Raw genomic sequence first — 19,205 nt, forward strand, 5'->3', positions numbered from 1 at the left:
GGCGCTCTAGACGGGCACCGACTTTTGCAGCTGCAGCACCAGGTCGCGGCTGGCCAGCGCCACGCCGTGCGCGGCCTTCAGCGGTCGCAGCCGGTGTGCGCACACCGGCACCAGCACCGCCTGCACATCCTCCGGCAGCACGTGGTCGCGGCCCTCCAGCGCGGCCCAGGCGCGCGCGGCCTGCAGCAGCGCGATGGCGGCGCGCGGGCTCATGCCCTCGGCGAACAGGCCGTTCTGGCGCGAGGCGGCGGCCAGCGCCTGCACGTAGTCGATCAGCGCCGGCGCGGCGTGGATGCGCTTGAGCGCCTGCTGCGCCCCGGCCAGCTCGGCCGGCGTCATGGCCGGTTGCAGGGCCTTGAGCAGCACGCGGCGGTCCTCGCCCATCAGCAGCGCGCGCTCGGCGGCGGCGTCCGGGTAGCCCAGCGACAGGCACATCAGGAAACGGTCGAGCTGGGATTCGGGCAGCGGGAAGGTGCCGATCTGGTGGGTCGGGTTTTGCGTGGCGATCACGAAGAACGGTTCGGGCAGCGCGCGCGTGACACCGTCGGCGCTGACCTGGCGCTCCTCCATCGCCTCCAGCAGGCCGGACTGGGTCTTGGGCGTGGCGCGGTTGATCTCGTCGGCCAGCAGCACCTGCGTGAAGATGGGGCCGGGGTGGAACACGAAGCCGTTCTTCTCGCGCTCGTAGATCGAGATGCCGTTGACGTCGGCCGGCAGCAGGTCGCTGGTGAACTGGATGCGGTTGAAACGCAGCCCCAGCGAGATCGCCAGCGCGTGCGCCAGCGTGGTCTTGCCCACGCCCGGCACGTCCTCGACCAGCAGGTGGCCGCCGGCCAGCAGGCAGGTCAGCGCCAGGCGGATCTGCTGCTCCTTGCCGACGATGATGTCGCCGACCTGGCGGGCCACGGCGTGCAGTTTGGTGTACATGGGTTCGATGGGAGTTGGGCGCTGTTCAGATTCTATGCGAGAAAGCGCGCGGGCGATACCATGCCGTCCATCTATGGTAGATTAGCGCCTACACGCAGCAAGACAAGCACATGACCACAGCCATTTACAGCCATCCCGATTGCGCCCGCCACGACATGGGCGACTGGCACCCCGAATCCCCCGCGCGCCTGCAAGCGATTGCCGACCAGCTGATTTCCTCGCACATCAGCGACCTGTTGGAATACCGCGAGGCGCCGCTGGTGCAGCTGTCGGACCTGGAGCGCAACCACAGCCGCAACGCCATCGCCATCGTGCGCGACAACGTGCCGGAGCCGGGCGAGACCTACCCGATCGACGGCGACACCACGCTCAACCACTACAGCTGGCGGGCCGCCCAGCGCGCCGCCGGCGCCGCCGTGGCCGCGACCGACGCGGTCATCGACGGCGAGATCGACAACGCCTTCTGCTCGGTGCGTCCGCCCGGCCACCACGCGCGGCCGATCGAGCCGATGGGCTTCTGCCTGTTCAACAACGTGGCGGTGGCGGCCAAGCACGCGCTGGATGTGCGCGGGCTGGCGCGGGTGGCGGTGGTGGACTTCGACGTCCACCACGGCAACGGCACCGAGGAGGCGCTGCTGGACGAGCCGCGCGCGCTGATGGTGAGCTTCTACCAGCATCCGTTTTATCCGTACACCGACCCGCTGCCGATCAGCGGGCACATGGTCAACGTGCCGGTGCCGGCCCACACCAAGGGCGATGGGGTGCGCAAGATCGTGCTGGAGCAATGGTTGCCGGCGCTGCACGCGTTCAAGCCGGAGATGATCTTCATCTCGGCCGGCTTCGACGCCCACCGCGAGGACGACATCGGCGGCATGGGGCTGGTCGAGGCGGACTATGCGTGGATGACGCAGCAGGTGATGGAGGTGGCCAGGCTGTACGCCAAGGGCCGCGTGGTCAGCTGCCTCGAGGGCGGCTACAACCTGTCGGCGCTGGGCCGCAGCGTGGTGGCGCATGTGAAGGCGCTGGCGGACCTGTGAGCGTGGCGGGCGGTATGCGGCCGGCGGTATGTCGCAGGTCCTTGTGGCATTCATGCTCTTTCCCCTTGCGCGTTTCATCTCGTTTTGTCTGATTCTGTCTCATCGGACCTTGTGCGCCGCACAAAGTCCAAACGAGACAAAACGAGTTGGAAAGAGACATCCAAACCAGCACGAATGCTAGAAGGGTGGATTTCAGGACCCGGCGTCTATACTCCCGGCAAGGAAGCGGGCTGTACCCTAAGGCGCGGCAGCCGGATCTCCAGCGTGCCGAACTGGAGTATCGTGCAGCCGGCGCGGCTTGCGTTTCCTGGCCATTCGACCTGCTCCAGCGCGACAACGTTTGTTCCGTTCAAACGAGGATGTCGATCGCAATTAAATTCGCTGACGGTTTCGCACGTTCGTGGCCCGCAAATGAAAACGCCCTGCCGGGCGGCAGGGCGTCAGGCGTCACGCGGCTGGCCGCGTCAGGCGGCGACGTTGCGCCCGCTCCTGGCCGACCAGCGGTACAAGCCCCACACCATGGCCACGCCGAGGATCAGCGCCACGATCATGGTCTGCGCCTCGCTCAGCGAGTTGGCGATGGCCAGCGGCTCGCCCTTGCCGGAGACCACGATCAGGCCGGCCAGCGCGACGTTGAACAGGCTCTCGCCGACGATGAAGCCCGACATCACCAGCACGCCCAGGCGCTTGGCGGTGTCGCCGCCGACCTTGTGCTCCATCGCGCGGTCGAACAGGTAGCCGGTCACGGCGCCGATGCACACCGGCGTGATCACCGCGCTGGGCAGGTAGATCGCCAGGCCCACGCCCAGCGGCGGCAGCGAGTACTTGCCGTCGCTGGACTTCTTCAGGGCGAAGTTGATCGCCACCAGCAGCAGGCCGACCAGCGCGCCGTAGGCCAGCAGGTCCCAGCGCAGCTGGCCGCCGATGACGCCCTTGGCCAGGGTCGAGATCAGCAGCGCCTGCGGCGCGGCCAGCGGCTGGTCCGAGATCGAGTTGAGGTTGGGCGCGCCGACGAAGCCGTTGGCGTGGTTGAGCAGCTCGAGCACCGGCGGCACCACGCACGAACCGGCGACCACGCCGATCAAGAGGCCGACCTGCTGCTTCCACGGGGTGGCGTCGACCAGCTGGCCGGTCTTCAAGTCCTGCAGGTTGTCGTTGCCGATCACCGCCACCGCCAGCACCACGGTGGTGACGAACAGCGCGTAGGCGATCAGCGCCTGCGCCACCTCCGGGCCCATGACGCTGCGCCCGACCATGCCCACGCTCAGCGCGGCGCCGAGGATGGTGAGGATGGCGATGCCCGACACCGGCGAATTGGAGGAGCCGATCAAACCCGCCATGTAGCCGCAGACGGCGGCGGCGAACATGCCGGCGATCAGGATGTAGCCGATGCCGACCGCCACCAGCGGGAAGGCCAGCGACGACAGCGGGCCACCCTGCAGGAAGGAGGCCAGCAGCCAGCCGGCCGGCACCATCGACAGCAGCGTGACCAGGCCGACCACGAAGATCGGCAGGTCCTGCTCGGTGCGATCGAGTACGCCGCCATTGAGCTTGGCCTTGCGCGCAGATTCCATCGCCGACTTCAGGCCGCCGAAGATCGGCTTGGCCAGGCCGGCCAGCGTGATGATGGCGGCCATGCCGATCACGCCGGCGCCCATCATGCGTACCTCTTTGGACCAGATGCCCAGCGCGTGCGCGGAGGCGTCGACGCCGGCGGCGGCCGGCGACAGGGACGTCATCAAAGGCACCATGATGCCCCAGGCGATGACCAGGCCGGCCAGCATCGCGATGCCGACCGTGATGCCCATCAGGTGGCCGGCGCCGATCAGCGCCAGCGAGCTCGAAGCGCCGATGCCGGTGGCGCCGGAGCCGGTGCGGAAGTAGATCGCCACCTCGCCGGCCATCAGCTTGACGGCGGCGCCGGCCGCGAACACGGCCGAGGCGACGCTGCCCCAGATCACGGCCCACAGGCCGGCCTTGCCCTCGGCCGCGCCGGCGCGCGAGGCCATGCCGACCTTGAGCACCTCGGCCGCGGCCACGCCCTCGGGATAGGGCAGGTTGGACTGCGACACCAGCGCGCGGCGCAGCGGCATGGTGTACATCACGCCCAGCACGCCGCCGATGGCGCAGGCGCCGAAGGTCGGCCAGAACGGCACCTTGGCCCACCAGCCGATCATCAACAGGCCAGGCAGCACGAAGATCACCGAGGCCAGCGTGCCGGCGGCCGAGGCGATGGTCTGGACGATGTTGTTTTCCTGGATGGTGGCGTCCTTGAAGGCGCTCAACAGCGCCATCGAGATCACGGCGGCGGGGATCGAGGTGGCGAAGGTCAGGCCGACCTTCAGGCCAAGGTAGACCTGCGCGGCGGTGAACACCAGCGTGATCAGAATGCCCAGGATAATGCCGCGGACGGTGATTTCCTTGGGGTTGGATGGTGCAGCTATGCTCATCTTCAGCACTCCGGTGGAGAAAATAATATTGTTTATATGGTCAGGAAACGGAAAAAGCGCCCCATGATATCCGAAGTCCAGACGGGGTAGCAGGTAAAATAGCGGATTGTCAGAACGATTTTGAAGGTCAGAGCATGTCGATACAATGGTACCCGGGGCACATGAACGCCGCCAAGAAGAAGGCGGCCGAGCAGATGGAGAACACCGACCTGGTGATCGAGGTGGTCGACGCGCGCCTGCCCGAGGCCAGCACCAACCCGATGGTGGAGGAGCTGCGCAAGTTCCGCCAGCGTCCGTGCCTGAAGATCCTCAACAAGGTCGACCTGGCCGATCCGGCCGCCACGGCGGCCTGGGTGGCCTACTACAACGCGCAGGAGGGCGTGACGGCGTTCGCGATGACCACCAAGAAGCCGGCCGACGTCGCGCGCGTGCCGGAACTGGCCAAGCAGCTGGCGCCGCACCGCGGCGTGCCGACCAAGCCGCTGCGCATCATGATCATGGGGATCCCCAACGTCGGCAAGTCGACCTTGATGAACGCCCTGCTCAAGCGCAAGGTGGCCAAGGTCGGCGACGAGCCGGCGGTGACCAAGCAGCAGCAGAAGCTCTACCTGGACAAGAACACGATTTTGGTCGACACGCCCGGCATGCTGTGGCCGAAGATCGCGCTGCCGAGCGACGGCTTGATGCTGGCCGCCAGCCACGCGATCGGCTCGAACGCGCTGATCGAGGAGGAGGTGGCGGTGTTCCTGGCCGACGAGATGCTCAAGCACTACCCGCAGCTGCTGGTGGCGCGCTACGGCTTCAAGGACATCGAGAGCTTCGACGGCATCGCGGTGGTGGAGGGCGTGGCGGCCAAGCGCGGCTTCCGTCAGAAGGGCGGCGACCTCGATTTCGAGAAGGCCTCGCACACCTTCCTGGGCGACTACCGCAGCGGCATCCTGGGCCGCATCTCGCTGGAGACGCCGGCCACCCGCAAGGAGCGACTGGAACAGCACAACGCCGAGATGGCGGTGAAGGCCGCCGAGAAGGCCGCCATCGCCGCCGCCAAGGCCGAAGCCTACGCCAACGGCAAGCGCGGCACCTAGCCGAAGCGGAAGCTGGTCACCGCCAGCGATCCCATGAACGCGTCCTCGTGATACGGCACGGACGCCGCGTCATTCTCCGCCGCGCCCAGCGCCACCATCAACGGCAGCAGATGCTCCTCGCGCGGATGCGCCATGCGCGCGGCCGGCGCCTGCTCCCACGCCAGCAGCCGCGCCGTGCGTTCTTCCGGCGGCAGCGCCATCGCCGCGCGCAGCCAGCCGTCGAAGGCGTGCGAAGCCGCCGCCCCCTGCGCGTTGAAGGCGCGCAGATTGTGGTAACTCAGCCCGCTGCCGACGATCAGCACTCCCTGCCCGCGCAAGGGCGCCAGCAAACGTCCCACCTCCAGATGCGCCGACGGATCGAGCCCCCGCTTGAGCGACAGCTGCACGATGGGCACGTCGGCGTCCGGGTACACCGGATACATGGCGCTGAAGGTGCCGTGGTCGAAGCCGCGCTGCGGATCGAGCCGCGCCGGATGGCCGCCGGCCTCCAGCAGTTGCTGGACCTGCGCCGCCAGCTCCGGCGAACCGGGCGCCTGGTAGCGCACCTCGTAGGTGTGCGGCGGGAAGCCGCCGTAGTCGTAGATCATGGGCGGCGCGGCCGACGACGACAGCGTGAACTCGCGTTCCTCCCAATGCGCGGTGACCACCAGCACCGCCTTCGGCGTCACGCCGATCTGGCGCGGCATGTCGCGCAGCGAGGCGTCCAGCCGGGCGTACAGATGGCCGACCTGGTCCATCATGAACGGCCAGGGGCCGCCGCCGTGGGACAGGAAATAGGTGGGCAAGACGTTCATGGCAAAGCTCCGGTATGAGTATGGCACCACTATAAGCAGCGGCGCCGCGCCGATCAATGCGCGAAATGTAGATAGGTCCTATCTAAAATGTGAATGATCGAGGCGCGCGGGTATAATACCGGGCTTCCGCCGCCCGCCACCATGCCCACGTCCATGACCATCATCACCTATCAAGCGCGCCTGCTGAGCACTGCCTTGCTGGCGTGCGCCACAGCCGGCGCCCACGCCGCCGTCACCGTGCGCGACGACGCCGGCAACAGCGTTACCGTCGCCAAGCCGGCGCAGCGCATCATCGCGATGGCGCCGCACATCACCGAACTGCTGTTCGCGGCCGGCGGCGGCGAGCGCGTGGTCGGCGTGATGAACTACAGCGACTATCCGGAAGCGGCCAAGCGCCTGCCGCTGGTGGGCAGCAACGCCACCATCGACATGGAGCGCGTGCTGGCGCTGCGCCCGGACCTGCTGGTGGTGTGGAAGAGCGGGAACACCGCGGGCCAGCTGGAACAGCTCAAAAGCCTGGGCATCCCGATTTTCTACAGCGATCCGCAAAAGCTGGAGGAGGTGGCCACCAGCCTGACCCGCCTGGGCCAACTGATGGGCACCGAGCCCGCCGCGCGGAAGGCCGCGCAGGACTACCGCCAGCGGATCGCCAGATTGTCCGCCACCTACGCGCAGCGGCCGGTGGTGCGGGTGTTCTACCAGATCTGGGAAAAGCCGCTGTTCACGCTCAGCGGAGAACACATCGTCAGCGACGTGATTCGTGTCTGCGGCGGCCAGAACGTGTTCGCCGGGCTGAAGGTGCCGGCGCCCACCGTCAGCACCGAGGCGGTATTGCAGGAGAACCCGGAAGCGATCATCGGCGGCGTGGCCCGCGACGCCGAATCCGGCATCAACATCTGGAGGCAGTACCGTGGCATGCAGGCGGTCCAGCGCGACAACCTGTTCATGCTCGGCGGCGAACAGCTGGTGCGCGCCACACCGCGCATCGCCGACGGCGTGGCGGCGCTGTGCGAACGGCTGGAGACGGCGCGCCGGCGCCGGCCGTAGGGCGCGGACAGACGTTAAGCGGCGCGGCGCTTGCGGCGCGCCGCCACGCCGACCAGACCCAGGCCCAGCAACGTCATGGCATAGGTTTCAGGCTCAGGTACGGCCGAGATGTTCAAAGCCAGGTACCGGCCGGGCTCGATCCAGATATCGTTCATAATCCCTCCTGTGCTTCTGACCATCAGGGTGAGCACGCCATCGCCGTGGTAGGCTTTGTTGACGGCGCTGGTGATATCCAGCGTTAGGGCGCCTGGCCTCGGAATGAAGGTCATGATCTCCGTGCTAGCTGTTATTTCATTCGGATGCTCCGTGCTGGTCAACGTGCTCTCATTCCACGAATCGGCAATCTCATACACGCCTAATGGACTTATCCAATATTGCTCGGACGGCGTATGTAACAGGAAGTTCGCGTTGGTAATGCTAGTGCCGGGAGTATAGGCCGGCAAGACGAATCGCTCGAGCATCGAGGAGCAACCCCAATTGGTGCAGCCGGCCCATGTTCCTTGGCTGCTGTTGCCCACGAACCAGTCGTTTCCGTACCCGAAGCGCAGGCTAAGCGACGAAGCGACGGTGGTAGTCGCTGCTTGCGCGGGGGCGTGCAACACAGCCGCGCTTATCAAGCCGATCGCGGCCCATTTAAGAAATTTCATATTTATTCCTAGCTAAGTGTTTAACAAGAACTTTAATATATTATAGGTAATATAACTTGTAAATATTTATACTGTAAAACATAAAATTTTAAAAATTGCACGTTTTAGCGCTTGATGCCCGGCAATATTTTCAGATTTTGCTGCGCTGTCCAGGGCGGGCGTCCGAAAAAGTGGTAATCTCGCGGCGTGCCACTCACCTGATTGAAGGACAGTTATGCGTTTCCTGAGTTTCCTGCGGCCGTTGATCGCCATCGTCGCCTTCGTGGCCGTCGCCGCCGGCGCCCATGCCGCCGCGCAGGTGGCGAACCAGTATAAACTCGACAGTGCGCCGACGCTGGTGATCGACGGCCACTACACGACCTCGCCCGCGCAGGCCGGCCACGACCTCGCATCCACCCAGGCGGCGCACGCGGCCCTGTTCGCGGTGATGGATAGCCTGGTAGCCAAGTCGGCCCAGGAACGCGCAACCAAGAAGTGAGGAGACCCATGAAACAGATCAGCGACGAACAAAAGGCGGCCGAGGGCGAGGTCATGAAGATCTACAAGGAGTCTTCGCCGGTCATCGAAACCTTGTTCGAGTGGGCCTATATCAACCACGTCGCCTGGAGCCTGGCGGTGCTGGCGCTGGGCTTCATCGTCTGGCTGCTGATCGCGCTGACCAACGCCGAGAACCAGCGCAACGCGCTGATGACCAAGCAGTGCGCCGATCCCGTCTTCAAGGGAGAGCTCGACAAGAAGTGCCTGCACACAGTGCATTCGCGCGAACACTGGTGGCAGCATGTCGGCTACGCGCTGACGCACGTCAGCCCGGAAAAATGACCGGCGCCGGCCGGACGCCCGGTCAGCCGCGCTGCCTGCGACGGACGGCGGCGGCCATCAGGCCCAGGCCGGCGAGCATCATGGCGTAAGTCGCAGGCTCCGGCACCGCCGAAATCGTCAGGTCCAAAGTTTTGTCGGATGCGAAATACTGGTAGTTGTAGTGGCCGTAGTAATCGCCGAGCAGGAAGGTGACGACGCCATCGTTGTGGTAGGCGGCATTGACCACCGAGGTCAAATCCACGTGGGTGTCGACACCAGCGGCGGCGCTGATGAACGCGACTTCCGTACCCGGCTGTCCGTACGGCTGATCGTCCCTGTGGACCGACCACGGATCGACGCTGTTGCCGGTGACGTAGAGTCCCAGTGGCGACGGCTGGTCCGGCGTAGACAGCGCCATCAAAACCAGATCGGCGTTGGTGACATCGCTCCCTGCCACATACGTTGGCAGCTTGAAGCGTACAAATATGGTGGAGACCATCCAGTTGGTACCGCCAGCCGCCGTGCCGCCGGCCGCTTTCCGGAAGCCCGCGTCCGGGTCCCACGGACTGGGTATGCAACCGCAGTCGAAGTTAATGAAGGTCATGTTCTCGCTGGGCGACAGCGAGGACGTTGCCGCCTGGGCCGGACCGAAGGTGCAGAGCAGGGCGCTGGCGATGCAGGTCAAGGGAAATCGGATCATATTCATGCTCACTTCTTTCTCATGTGAAGGGGCGCAGGCCGAGGGCTCCGCCGCGATGATCGTTCCTCTGCTTTCCTGCGGATGGTTTGTTCAGTGGCGGCGGAGTCCAACTGTAAGGCGGTAGTTGGTGGTTGTCAATTAATATATCCATTTAGATAATGACTTTAATGAAACAAGTGATGGTGGTGACCGGCGGCGGCCGGGGCATAGGCGCGGCGACCGCGCTGCTGGCGAGCCGGCGCGGCTACGCGGTCTGCATCAATTATCTGTGCGACGCGCAGGCGGCCGAGCTGCTGCGCGCGCAGATCCTGGCCGAGGGCGGCGAGGCCATCGCCGTGCAGGCCGACGTCGGCGTGGAGGCGGACGTGCTGCGGCTGTTCGCCACCGTCGACAAGGAACTGGGGCCGTTGACGGCGCTGGTCAACAACGTCGGTGTGCTGGAACGGCAGTGCCGTTTGACGGAGATGTCGGTGGAGCGCCTGCAGCGCGTGTTCACCACCAACGTGATCAGCTACTTCCTGTGCAGCAGGGAGGCGGTCCGGCGCATGTCGACCGCCAGCGGCGGGCAGGGTGGCGGCATCGTCAACCTGTCGTCCGGCGCGGCCCGGCATGGCGGGGCGAATGTCTACATCGACTACGCCGCGTCCAAGGGCGCGATCGACGTGCTGACCCTGGGCCTGTCGAAGGAGGTCGCGGCCGAGGGCATACGGGTGAACTGCGTGCGGCCGGGGATCATCTACACCGACATCCACGCCAGCGGCGGCGATCCGGATCGCGTGGCGCGGCTCGCATCGACCGTGCCGATGCAGCGCGGCGGCCAGCCGGAGGAAATCGCCGAGACCATCCTGTGGCTGCTCGGCCCACAATCGTCCTACGTCAGCGGCGCCATCGTCGACGCGGGCGGCGCGCGCTAGGCATTTTCAAACGCCGCAAGCAGCTGCTTCAACGGCCAGGCCCATTCCGGCGCGGCGGCGGGCGGCGCACAATCCGGGCATCCCCACAACGAAAGGACTGCCCATGAAACGCTCCCTCCTGCTGACCGCCTTGCTGCTGGCCGGCGCCGCCGGCGCCAACGACCTGACCGAACAGGCGGCCCGCCGCTACGCCGCCTTCTGGAACACCGGCGACCCCGCGCTGGCCAAACAGGCGCTGTCGCCCGACTTCATGGACCGCACGCTGCCGGCCGGCCGCGAGCAGGGCGTCAACGGCCCGCTGCAGGCGTCGAAAGGCTTCCGCACCGCCGTCCCCGACCTGAAGGCCGAGATCACCGACATGGTGGTCAACGGCGACCGCGTGGCCGTGCACCTGCACTTCACCGGCCACTTCACCGGCACCTTCGGCGCCACCAGCGGCAAGGGCCAACCCATCGATTTCCGCGCCTTCGATTTGTACCGCGTGGCCGACGGCCGCATCGCCGAGAACTGGCACCTGGAGGACAACCTGACGTTGTTGCAGCAGATGGGCGTCATGCCAAGTCCGCAAAGCGCTCCAGCAAAAACGCAATAAGCAGCGCGATGCGCGGCGGCTGGTAGCGGTTGCGGTGGTACAGCAGGTTGAGCGGCGCGCTCTCCGTGAAGTACTCGTCGAGCACCGTCTCCAGCCGCCCGCTGCGCAAATCGCCGGCGATGTCGAGGATGGACTTGTAGGCGTAGCCCTGGCCGGCGATGGCCCACTTGCGTATCACCTCGCCGTCGTTGCTCTGCTGCGTGCGGCGCACGCGCACCGCGCGCTTCTCGTCCGCCTCGTCGTTGCTGCAGTAGCGCCATTCCTGCATCGGCCCCAGCGCCGTCACCAGCACCAGCGTCGGCAACCGCGCCAGCTCCTCCGGCGTGGCCGGGCCGCCCGTCTGCGCGATCAGCGACGGCGCCGCGCACACCACCCGCCGGCTCGGCGCCAGCACGCGCGCCACCATCTCGCTGTCGGCCAGCTGGCCGTAGCGGATCGCCAGGTCGATATCGTCCTGCACCATGTTCGCGGTCGAATCGCTCAGCGTCAGCGAATACTGCAGCTCGGGATGGCGGGCGCGGAATTCATCCAGCATCGGCATCAGCACATTGCGGCCCAGGTCCGACGGCGCCGAGATCTTCACCATGCCGCGCACATTGTCGCCGCCGGCGTGCAGGCCGGCCTCCGCCTCCGCCATCAGCGCCATCGCCTGCTCGCTGAAGTGGCGGTACATCTGGCCCTCCTCGGTCAGGCGCAGCTGGCGCGTGGTGCGCTCGAACAGCTTGACCTGCAGCGAGGCCTCCAGCCGCTGGATGCAGGCGCTGGCCGCCGCCGGCGACATGCCTTGCTTGCGGCCGGCGGCCGAAAAGCTGCCCAGCAGCGCCGCGTCCAGGAACAGGCGGATGGTGCTGAAACGATCGGCGCCGTTATCCATGGATCACCACCGTGCAGGTCGTGCCGGCCACCAGGTCCAGTCCCTTCGGCAGCTGGTCGATGTGGATCCGCACCGGCACGCGCTGCGCCAGTCGCACCCAGTTGAAGGTCGGGTTGACGTCGGCCAGCAGCTCGCGGCCGGTGTTGGCGTCGCGGTCGGTGATGCCGTGGGCGATGCTCTCGATATGGCCGTGCAGCTGGGCCGCGCCGCTCATCAGATGCACCTCGACTGCGTCGTTCACCTTCAGCAGCGGCAGCTTGGTCTCCTCGAAATAGCCGACCACGTAGAACGAGGCGCTGTCGATCATCGCCAGCTTGGCCGCGCCGACGGCGGCGAAGTCGCCCGGGTGCACATTCAGGTTGGTGACGTAGCCGGTGACCGGCGCGCGCACCACCGTGCGCTCCAGGTTCAGCTCCGCAAGCCTGCGCGCCGCCAACGCCGCCTGGTACTGCGCCGCCGCCGTGCCGACCGCGAATTGCGCCGTCTCCTTGCTCTCGGCCGAGACGACGGCATCATCCAGGCCAGCGCGGCGGCTGGCCTCCTTGCCGCGCCGGCCTTTCTCCACCTGCTGCGACGCCAGCATGGCGTCGGCCTGCGCCAGCGCGTCCTGGTAGCGCGCCTTGTCGACCTCGAACAGCACGTCGCCCTGCTTGACCAGCTGGTTGTCGCGCACCTTCACGTCGGTGACGGTGCCGGCGACATCGGCGCTGATGGTGACCACGTCGGCCTTGACGCGGCCGTCGCGGGTCCAGGCGGACTCCATGTAACGGTCCCAGGCCGAACGCCCCATCCACAGGGCGGCGGCCACCAACAGCATGGTCAGGAAAAAGCGGAAGATTTTGGATGCGCTCACGGCGGCCTTTCTGATAAGGGGTGGATTATTTGTACAGCGTGACCAGCAGGGCGCTGAAGATGCAGACGAACAGGCAAAGCCGCGCCAGCGCCGGATGCCAGCTGTGGCGGTAGGCGCCAAGGTGGCTCAGGGCGCTGTTGAGCACCAGTTGCAGCAGCACGCTGACGAGGAACAGCGGCAGCACGCCGGGCAGCAGTACGCCAAAAAAGTCTATCTCACGCGGCATCGGCGGTTTCTCCTGTAGTGATCTGGTCCAGCAGGGACGTGTAAATGGAATGCAGGTCGGTCAGCGCGGTTTGCAGGCGCAGCTGGCGTTCCGGCGTGGCGGTGGGCAGCGCGGCGCGCACGCTGGCGCCGGCGTGCAGGATGGGCTTGCAGCGCCGCCTGGCCGCCGGCGCGCGACGGCGCCCGCAGGTGGGCGGCCAGTTCGCCGACCACCAGCTTGAGCGCGGCCGGCACCGGGCCGGGTTGCGACGTGGCGATCAGCTGGCGCAGTTCGATCACCGCGTGGCCCAGCTCCAGCAGGGTCAGGCCCTGGCGCACCACGGCGCGCACCGGTGCGCCGGGCGCGGGGCCGGAGGCGGCGTTCAGTTGGCTGAGCAGGTCGCGCACGCGGTTGTCGAAGCGGCGCTTCAGGCGGTACATCGGCGCGGTGCAGGCGCGCTGCGCCTCGCGCCACAGCGCGGCGGCCACGTGGTCCTTCTGGCCCATGGTGTGCTCGGGCAGCACCACCTTGAACATCAGGTAGGCCACCGCCACGCCCATCGTCAGCGACAGCTCGCTGCTGATGAAGCCCTCGACGTCGTAGTGCATCAAGTTGGTCGGCACCACCAGCGTGGCGCAGAACATGCAGATGCCGATGCCCACGCCGGCCCAGCGCGGGCTGGTGATCAGGTAGCTGCCCAGCGCGAAGATCGGCAGCGCGGCGATGACCAGCGTCGGGAAGTCGTTGGCGCGGGCGACCAGGAAGAATTCGGTGACGAAGGCCAGCGGCGTGGCCACCAGGAAGCCGATCAGCACCTGCTGCACCATCGCGGTCGGGCGCGGCGAGGACGAGGCCAGCGCGCAGAAGATGGTCGCCATCAGGATGGCGTTGCCGACGTAGGGCCAGGCCAGCCAATACCACGCGGCGGCCGTCAGCAGCAGGGCGACGCCGGCGCGGAAGCCGCTGGCGGCGACGATGGCCGGCGGCGTCTTCGGCGAATAGGCGCCGGGATCGCTGACCTGCTGGCGCTTCTCCTGCGTCAGGCCGTGGTACAGGCAGGCGAAGGCCTCTATGTCGCGCGCGTAGCGCTCCAGCAGCTCCACCGCCGTGTCGAAATTGATGCGCTGCGCGCGTTCCGGCGGCACGGCGCCGTCGACGGCCAATTGCGCGTCGTCGGCAGCGGCCAGCTTCGCGTCGATGTCGGCAGCCAGCTGCGCGCGGGCGGCGGCGGTGTCGGCAGCCAGCCTTGCGCGCATCTGCGCCATGCGCTGCGGCGTCAGCTCGTCGCCCATGGCCTGCGCCAGGTGGGCGTGCATCGGTTCGATCAGCGCCAGCACCGGCTTCGCGTGGGCCGGTGCGGCGCCGCGCAGGCGGTGGATCAGGCGGTGCAGCGTGTAGAACGTGGTCAGCACCGCCATGAAGGCGGCGTTGAAGGCGTGCAGCTGGCGCGTGTGCGCGCGCGCGTGGCCGGCCTCGAAGAAGGCGGCGGCGCGGCCCGATTCCAGCGCGGCGATGTCGGCGGCGAACTTCAGGTGGTTCAGCTCCGTCTCGGCCGGCGACAGGCGCTGCTCCAGCACCTGGATGCTGAAGGCGATGAAGCTGGCGTAGCGCGCCTGCACGGTACGCATCACCGCGTGCGAGTGGCGGCGCGGGAAGACCACGTCGTGCACCACGGCGGCGCAGATGATGCCCAGCCCGACCTCGGTCACGCGCGTGACGGCCAGCGTGAACACGTGTTCCGGCGTGTCGATCGCGGGTACGGCGATCATGCAGGCGGTGTACCCGGCCAGCACGAAGCTGTACGACTGCTGGTTGCGGTGCATGGCCGCGCCGGCGGTGCACAGCGCGATCCACAGCGCCACGCCGACGAACAGCAGCGGCGGCGATTGCGGGAACAGCGCCACCAGCAGCAGCGCCGCCGAACAGCCGACCAGCGTGCCGAGAAAACGGTAGAACGCCTTTTCCAGCACCATGCCGCTGCTGGGCAGGGCCAGGATGACGGTGGTGGCGAGGGCGGTGTAGGGAGCGTCGAGGCCAAGGCGGAAGGCCAGCCACAGCGCGGAGAAGGAGGCCAGCATGGTCCTGGCGACGAACAGCCAGCGCGGGCCCTCGGTGTTGAACCAGCCGGCCGTCTCTTGCGCCAGCCAGCGCCATGCTCCCCTTGCCGCGCTTGGGTCCTGGGTGGGAGTGGCGGCGGCTTGGGGAGGGTTCATGGCGGTCGGTTTTAGGTCAGTGCTTCCAGGTTGTCCAGCTGCCTTTTGAGCAGCGCTTCAAGTACTTTAACTTCTTCGTCGGTGTAGCCGTCGTAGGCGCGGGTGGTGGTGCCCCATACCTCCGGCAGCACCTTCGCGGCCAGCTCGCGGCCGGCGTCGGTCAGCGTGATCATCACGCAGCGGCGGTCGCCGGGCCGGTTGCCGCGCGAGATCAGGCCCTGGGCTTCCAGGTCGTTGCACACGCGCGTCAGGTTGGCCGGCTTTTCCATGCAGGCCTCGCCCAGCGTGGACGCCGTCGAGGTCTCGTCGTCCGAGCCGTACAGCACAGCCAACACCATGTAGCTGGCGTCGACCAGGTCATATTTGCGCAGCGCCGCGTTGCTCAGGTCTTTCATCCGCTTCTGGATGTGGTAAGTCATGCGCAGCACGCGCATCAAATCCTCTGGGAACTCCGGCATTCGGGCATGGATGTTTTTAAGGCGTTTTTTAGTCGCTTCAAAACTGCTCATTGCCTGCTCCTCACTAATTTTCAAGGATTTGATTGTACTATCTAAGCGTCAGGGCAAATCCAGTTTTATGCCGCCGCCCAGCGCGGCCATCAACAATGTGTAGTTATCCAGTTGTTTGCTCGCCACTTGCGCCATCTGCTGTTCCTCGTTCAATAAGGTCATCTGCGCGTTGATCACGTTCAGCGCGTCGGTCATGCCGGCGCGGTAGGCGCGTTCGGCCAGCTCCTGCTGGCGGCGCGCCGCGGCCAGCGCGCGCTGCGCCAGCTGGTCCTGCCGCCGCACCGAATCGATACGCACCACCGCGTTGGCCACGTCGGCCATTGCCTGCACCACGGACGCGTTGTACTGCTCGACCGCGCCGTCATAGACCGCGGTCTGGTTGCCGAGTTGCGCGCGCAGCCGGCCGCCCTCGAACACCGGCAGGCTAATGGCCGGCGTCACGCCGCGCATCGAAGAGCCGCTGTCCAGGAAATGGCCGAAGCCCAGCGACTGCAGGCCGACGAACGCCGCCAGGTTGATGTTCGGGTAGAACTCGGCCTTGGCGCCGGCGATGCGCGCGCCGGCCGCTTCCACCCGCCAGCGCTGGGCCGCGATGTCGGGACGGTGGCCCACCAGCTCCGCCGGCAGCGAGGCCGGCACCGCGCCGCCATGGCCGGCGTCGAGGGCCAGCATCGGCCGGGCGATCGCGTCGCCGTCGCCCGGTCCTTTGCCGATCAGTGCCGCCAGCTGGTTGCGCAGCAGGGCAATCGATTCGCCGATCTGCTCATGCTCGCGCCGTCCGGCCGGCAGCGTGGTCTCTATGCTCGCCACCTCGATCTCGCTGGCCAGGCCGGCGGCCTGGCGCTTGCGCGTGATCTCCAGGATGCGCTGGCGCTGCGCCAGGTTCTGCGCCACGCTGTCCTGCAGCGCGTACTCCAGCGACAGCTGGATGTAGCTGCGCACGATGGCCGACGCCAATGTCAGCCGCGCCATCTGCGCCTCGGCCGACGCCATGTGCACCTCGTCCAGCGCTGCGGCCAGCGCGTCGCGGTTGCGGCCCCACAGATCCAGGTCGTAGGCGCCGGACAGCGTGGCCGTGTTCTTCCACGCGTAGTTGCCGGCCAGCGGAGCGGGCACGGTGCTGTGCGCGGAATACAGTTCGCGGTCGGCGCTGGCGGAGGCGGTCGCCTGCAGGCAGCGCCGGCCTTGGCGACGCCGGCCAGCGCCCCTCGGCCTGGCGGCACGGTGCGCCTCGCGCGGCGCGCAGCGTCGGGCCATCGGCCAGCGCGGCGGCCACCAGGCGGTTCAGCTGCTCATCGTGCAGCGCCTGCCACCATTGCTGGTCCGGCCATGCCACGTCGGCGCTGGCGGCGGCGATGGCCTTGCCGGGATTGAGTCCGGCCGGTTTCAGCGCGCTTGCCTGCGGATGGATGCGGCCCATGTCGGCGCAGCCGGCCAGCAGCGCCAGCGCGAAGGCGGCGAGGGCGGTTGACTGGATGGCGCGCGGCGGTTTCACGGGACTGGCTTCCGATTACTTGACGTGGTGCTTCTTGGTCTGTGCGACGTCCATGTCGGCTTCGTTCTCGATCAGCGTGCCGTTCTTGCGCGCTTCGAGGAATTCGGCCTGCACTTGGGCGCGGGTCAGGCCGGCCGGTTGGGCTTTGGCGGTGGTGGCCAGCGCGCCGTTGGCGACGGCCGTTTGCGCGGCGGCGCTGCCGGCGGCGGTGCTCGTGGCGGTGGCGGCGGCCGGCGCGGTGCTCTGGGCGAAAGCGCTGGTGACGGTGGTGGCCGTGGCGGCGATCGCGAAGACGGCGGTGGCGGCGGCGGTGATCAGGTTTTTGGTCGTGATGCTCATGGCGTTGCTCCTTGGTTTGGCTGCTGGGATGGAGTAACTATAGAGATGAATATTACATTTGTAAAGTAAAAAATACCTATGAGAACGATAGCTTTTATGCGCGGTCGCGCACGGAACGGGCGCGACGGCGGTGGTCAAATGGGTGTTTTCAGAGGGAGGGACAGATCATGTCTGACAGTACCTTGGACCCGGACAACATCCCGGTCGGCACCGACCGCACCCTGGGGCGCGGCCATGGCACGCGGGCGCTGGGGCCCAGCGACAACTCCGACAGCGGCAGCGATGTCGCCGGCGAGCCGGATATCGGCCTCGATAGCGACACCGACGCCGAAGGCACCGGCGAGCGCGCCGGCGTGGACGTCGAAACGCTGCCGGCCGATACCGACATCGGCTTCGATCACGTCGAATCGATCCCGATGGTGGACGGCGAGTTCCACGAGGAGGTGCCGGAAGAGGGCACCGAGACCGAGCGCGCCGAGCGGCGCGACTGGTCGCGCACCGGCTCGTCGCCGGCCGCGCGGCCTTAACGCGGGCGATCTATTTGTGGCTGGACGATCCGGCCCACAAATTGATGTCGCCTTCGCGGGCCAGCTGGTCGATGTCGGCCAGCTCCCTGGCGCTGAAGGCCAGGTTCTGCAAGGCCGCCACGTTCTCGCGGATCTGCGCGCTGCTGCTGGCGCCGATCAGCGTGGACGTCACGCGCGGATCGCGCAGCACCCAGGCCAGCGCCATCTGCGCCAGCGTCTGGCCGCGCGCCTTGGCGATCTCGTTCAGGCCGCGCACGCGCGCCAGGTTTTCATCGCTCAGGTGTGCCTTCTGTAGCGAGCCGCCGCCTGGGCGGTTCACGCGTGAGTCCTGCGGAATCCCGTTCAGGTATTTGTCGCTCAGGATGCCCTGCGCCAGCGCGGTGAAGGTGATGCAGCCCATGCCTTGCGCGGCCAGCGTGTCGAGCAGGTCTTCCTCGATCCAGCGGTTCAGCATATTGTAGGACGGCTGGTGGATCAGGCACGGCACCTTCCACTCGGCCAGCAGGCGCGCCGCCTCGGCGGTCTTCTCCGCCGAATACGACGACACCCCTACGTACAGCGCCTTGCCCTGCTGGACCGCGTGCGCCAGCGCGCCCATGGTTTCCTCCAGCGGCGTGTCCGGATCGAAGCGGTGCGAGTAGAAGATGTCGACGTAGTCGAGGCCCATGCGCTGCAGGCTCTGATCCAGGCTCGCCAGCACGTACTTGCGCGACCCGCCCCCTTGGCCGTAAGGGCCGGGCCACATGTCCCAGCCGGCCTTGGTGGAGATGATCAGCTCATCGCGGTAGGGTTGGAAGTCGGCCTTGAACAGCTGGCCGAAATTGGATTCGGCCGAGCCGTACGGCGGCCCGTAGTTGTTGGCCAGGTCGAAGTGGGTGATGCCCAGGTCGAAGGCGGTGCGCAGCATGTCGCGCTGCGAGGCGAGCGAGTTGGTGTCGCCGAAGTTGTGCCACAGCCCGAGGGACATCAGCGGCAGTTGCAGGCCGCTGCGGCCGCAGCGGCGGTATTGCATCGCTTCGTAGCGGTGCGGCGAGGCGTGGTAGGTCATCTGGATACTCCGGAATTGAAGTGGGGTGTCTGCGATTATAGGCATGCCGGCCGTTTCGTGCCGTGCAATCCAGCCGTCGATTCTGGCAAACCATCGCGGCTGCTGGCGTTTCGTCGCATTCCGGCGGACGCCACGCGGTGGTTTTGGCAAG

Annotated in this window: 20 protein-coding genes and 2 pseudogenes; 8 read left to right on the forward strand and 14 right to left on the reverse strand. The window is 67.0% G+C overall.

What is annotated here, in order from left to right; genetic code table 11:
* Window positions 1–6: 6 nt before the first annotated feature.
* The gene (locus HUX88_RS21605) at window positions 7–927 is read right to left on the reverse strand and encodes a MoxR family ATPase (protein WP_176363081.1); all 921 of its coding nucleotides are present in this window, start codon (window positions 925–927) and stop codon (window positions 7–9) included.
* A 110-nt stretch (window positions 928–1,037) separates the two neighbouring features.
* On the opposite strand from HUX88_RS21605, the gene HUX88_RS21610 reads away from it, so the two are divergent.
* Window positions 1,038–1,964, forward strand: coding sequence for a histone deacetylase family protein (locus tag HUX88_RS21610; protein WP_117014731.1), 927 nt, complete (start codon window positions 1,038–1,040; stop codon window positions 1,962–1,964).
* Between the two features lie 464 nt (window positions 1,965–2,428).
* On the opposite strand, the gene HUX88_RS21615 is transcribed toward HUX88_RS21610, so the two are convergent.
* Entirely contained in the window at window positions 2,429–4,414 is a 1,986-nt protein-coding gene (locus tag HUX88_RS21615) for an OPT family oligopeptide transporter (protein ID WP_176363082.1), read from the reverse strand.
* Window positions 4,415–4,548: 134 nt separating this feature from the next.
* Here HUX88_RS21615 and ylqF point away from each other — a divergent pair, with 134 nt between their 5' ends.
* A complete protein-coding gene (ylqF, locus tag HUX88_RS21620) occupies window positions 4,549–5,499 on the forward strand; it encodes a ribosome biogenesis GTPase YlqF (protein WP_176363083.1) in 951 nt (316 codons plus the stop codon).
* Here ylqF and HUX88_RS21625 read toward each other — a convergent pair.
* A complete protein-coding gene (locus HUX88_RS21625) occupies window positions 5,496–6,293 on the reverse strand; it encodes a class III extradiol ring-cleavage dioxygenase (protein ID WP_117014728.1) in 798 nt (265 codons plus the stop codon). The genes ylqF and HUX88_RS21625 overlap by 4 nt on opposite strands.
* A 153-nt stretch (window positions 6,294–6,446) precedes the next feature.
* Between HUX88_RS21625 and HUX88_RS21630 the strand changes: the two genes are divergently transcribed.
* Entirely contained in the window at window positions 6,447–7,340 is an 894-nt protein-coding gene (locus HUX88_RS21630; protein WP_117014775.1) for a cobalamin-binding protein, read from the forward strand.
* A gap of 14 nt (window positions 7,341–7,354) precedes the next feature.
* Here HUX88_RS21630 and HUX88_RS33300 read toward each other — a convergent pair.
* Window positions 7,355–7,456: pseudogene (locus tag HUX88_RS33300) on the reverse strand (PEP-CTERM sorting domain-containing protein); the annotation flags it as partial.
* Between the two features lie 57 nt (window positions 7,457–7,513).
* Window positions 7,514–7,987, reverse strand: a pseudogene (locus HUX88_RS32510) (DNRLRE domain-containing protein); the annotation flags it as partial.
* 214 nt (window positions 7,988–8,201) lie between these two features.
* On the opposite strand from HUX88_RS32510, the gene HUX88_RS21645 reads away from it, so the two are divergent.
* Both HUX88_RS21645 and HUX88_RS21650 read left to right on the forward strand, forming a co-directional pair.
* Complete coding sequence (locus HUX88_RS21645) at window positions 8,202–8,465, forward strand: hypothetical protein (RefSeq protein WP_229213372.1); 264 nt, start codon at window positions 8,202–8,204, stop codon at window positions 8,463–8,465.
* An 8-nt stretch (window positions 8,466–8,473) separates the two neighbouring features.
* On the forward strand, window positions 8,474–8,806 hold the full coding sequence (locus tag HUX88_RS21650) for a hypothetical protein (protein WP_117014726.1): 333 nt from the start codon (window positions 8,474–8,476) through the stop codon (window positions 8,804–8,806).
* Between the two features lie 22 nt (window positions 8,807–8,828).
* Here the strand turns inward: HUX88_RS21650 and HUX88_RS31885 are convergent, their stop codons facing one another.
* Window positions 8,829–9,491: a PEP-CTERM sorting domain-containing protein gene (locus HUX88_RS31885; RefSeq protein WP_229213371.1), complete on the reverse strand. Its 663-nt coding sequence runs from the start codon at window positions 9,489–9,491 to the stop codon at window positions 8,829–8,831.
* Window positions 9,492–9,652: 161 nt separating this feature from the next.
* Between HUX88_RS31885 and HUX88_RS21660 the strand changes: the two genes are divergently transcribed.
* Together HUX88_RS21660 and HUX88_RS21665 are read left to right on the forward strand one after the other, a co-directional pair.
* Window positions 9,653–10,399 carry an SDR family oxidoreductase gene (locus HUX88_RS21660; protein WP_176363084.1) on the forward strand — a complete coding sequence of 249 codons (747 nt, stop codon included), beginning with the start codon at window positions 9,653–9,655 and terminating at the stop codon, window positions 10,397–10,399.
* A 103-nt stretch (window positions 10,400–10,502) separates the two neighbouring features.
* Window positions 10,503–10,991 (forward strand): ester cyclase, encoded by a 489-nt coding sequence (locus HUX88_RS21665; RefSeq protein WP_176363085.1) that lies wholly within the window; start codon window positions 10,503–10,505, stop codon window positions 10,989–10,991.
* Here the strand turns inward: HUX88_RS21665 and HUX88_RS21670 are convergent.
* The 7 genes from HUX88_RS21670 to HUX88_RS21700 all read right to left on the reverse strand — a co-directional run bounded on the left by HUX88_RS21670 (window position 10,951) and on the right by HUX88_RS21700 (window position 17,479).
* Window positions 10,951–11,865, reverse strand: a complete 915-nt coding sequence (locus HUX88_RS21670) for a LysR family transcriptional regulator (protein WP_117014723.1) — start codon at window positions 11,863–11,865, stop codon at window positions 10,951–10,953. The two genes, HUX88_RS21665 and HUX88_RS21670, sit on opposite strands and share 41 nt — an antisense overlap.
* Window positions 11,858–12,718, reverse strand: coding sequence for a biotin/lipoyl-binding protein (locus tag HUX88_RS21675; RefSeq protein ID WP_176363086.1), 861 nt, complete (start codon window positions 12,716–12,718; stop codon window positions 11,858–11,860). The genes HUX88_RS21670 and HUX88_RS21675 overlap by 8 nt, the downstream gene beginning before the upstream one ends.
* A 25-nt stretch (window positions 12,719–12,743) precedes the next feature.
* Window positions 12,744–12,944, reverse strand: a complete 201-nt coding sequence (locus HUX88_RS21680; RefSeq protein WP_117014721.1) for a DUF1656 domain-containing protein — start codon at window positions 12,942–12,944, stop codon at window positions 12,744–12,746.
* A complete protein-coding gene (locus tag HUX88_RS21685) occupies window positions 12,929–15,136 on the reverse strand; it encodes an FUSC family protein (RefSeq protein WP_229219448.1) in 2,208 nt (735 codons plus the stop codon). Before HUX88_RS21685 ends, HUX88_RS21680 begins: the two co-directional genes overlap by 16 nt.
* Window positions 15,137–15,147: 11 nt before the next feature.
* Window positions 15,148–15,594 (reverse strand): MarR family winged helix-turn-helix transcriptional regulator, encoded by a 447-nt coding sequence (locus tag HUX88_RS21690; RefSeq protein WP_229213370.1) that lies wholly within the window; start codon window positions 15,592–15,594, stop codon window positions 15,148–15,150.
* A gap of 99 nt (window positions 15,595–15,693) precedes the next feature.
* The gene (locus tag HUX88_RS21695; RefSeq protein WP_229219449.1) at window positions 15,694–16,902 is read right to left on the reverse strand and encodes an efflux transporter outer membrane subunit; all 1,209 of its coding nucleotides are present in this window, start codon (window positions 16,900–16,902) and stop codon (window positions 15,694–15,696) included.
* Window positions 16,903–17,155: 253 nt separating this feature from the next.
* Complete coding sequence (locus tag HUX88_RS21700; protein WP_176363087.1) at window positions 17,156–17,479, reverse strand: DUF4148 domain-containing protein; 324 nt, start codon at window positions 17,477–17,479, stop codon at window positions 17,156–17,158.
* Between the two features lie 167 nt (window positions 17,480–17,646).
* On the opposite strand from HUX88_RS21700, the gene HUX88_RS21705 reads away from it, so the two are divergent.
* Window positions 17,647–18,006 carry a hypothetical protein gene (locus HUX88_RS21705; protein WP_176363088.1) on the forward strand — a complete coding sequence of 120 codons (360 nt, stop codon included), beginning with the start codon at window positions 17,647–17,649 and terminating at the stop codon, window positions 18,004–18,006.
* Window positions 18,007–18,016: 10 nt separating this feature from the next.
* Here the strand turns inward: HUX88_RS21705 and mgrA are convergent, their stop codons facing one another.
* Window positions 18,017–19,054 (reverse strand): L-glyceraldehyde 3-phosphate reductase, encoded by a 1,038-nt coding sequence (gene mgrA, locus HUX88_RS21710; RefSeq protein ID WP_176363089.1) that lies wholly within the window; start codon window positions 19,052–19,054, stop codon window positions 18,017–18,019.
* Between the last annotated feature and the right edge of the window lie 151 nt (window positions 19,055–19,205).

It is taken from the genome of Duganella sp. BJB1802, from assembly GCF_013369445.1.
GTDB classification, from domain to species: Bacteria; Pseudomonadota; Gammaproteobacteria; order Burkholderiales; family Burkholderiaceae_D; genus Rugamonas; species Rugamonas vulcania_A.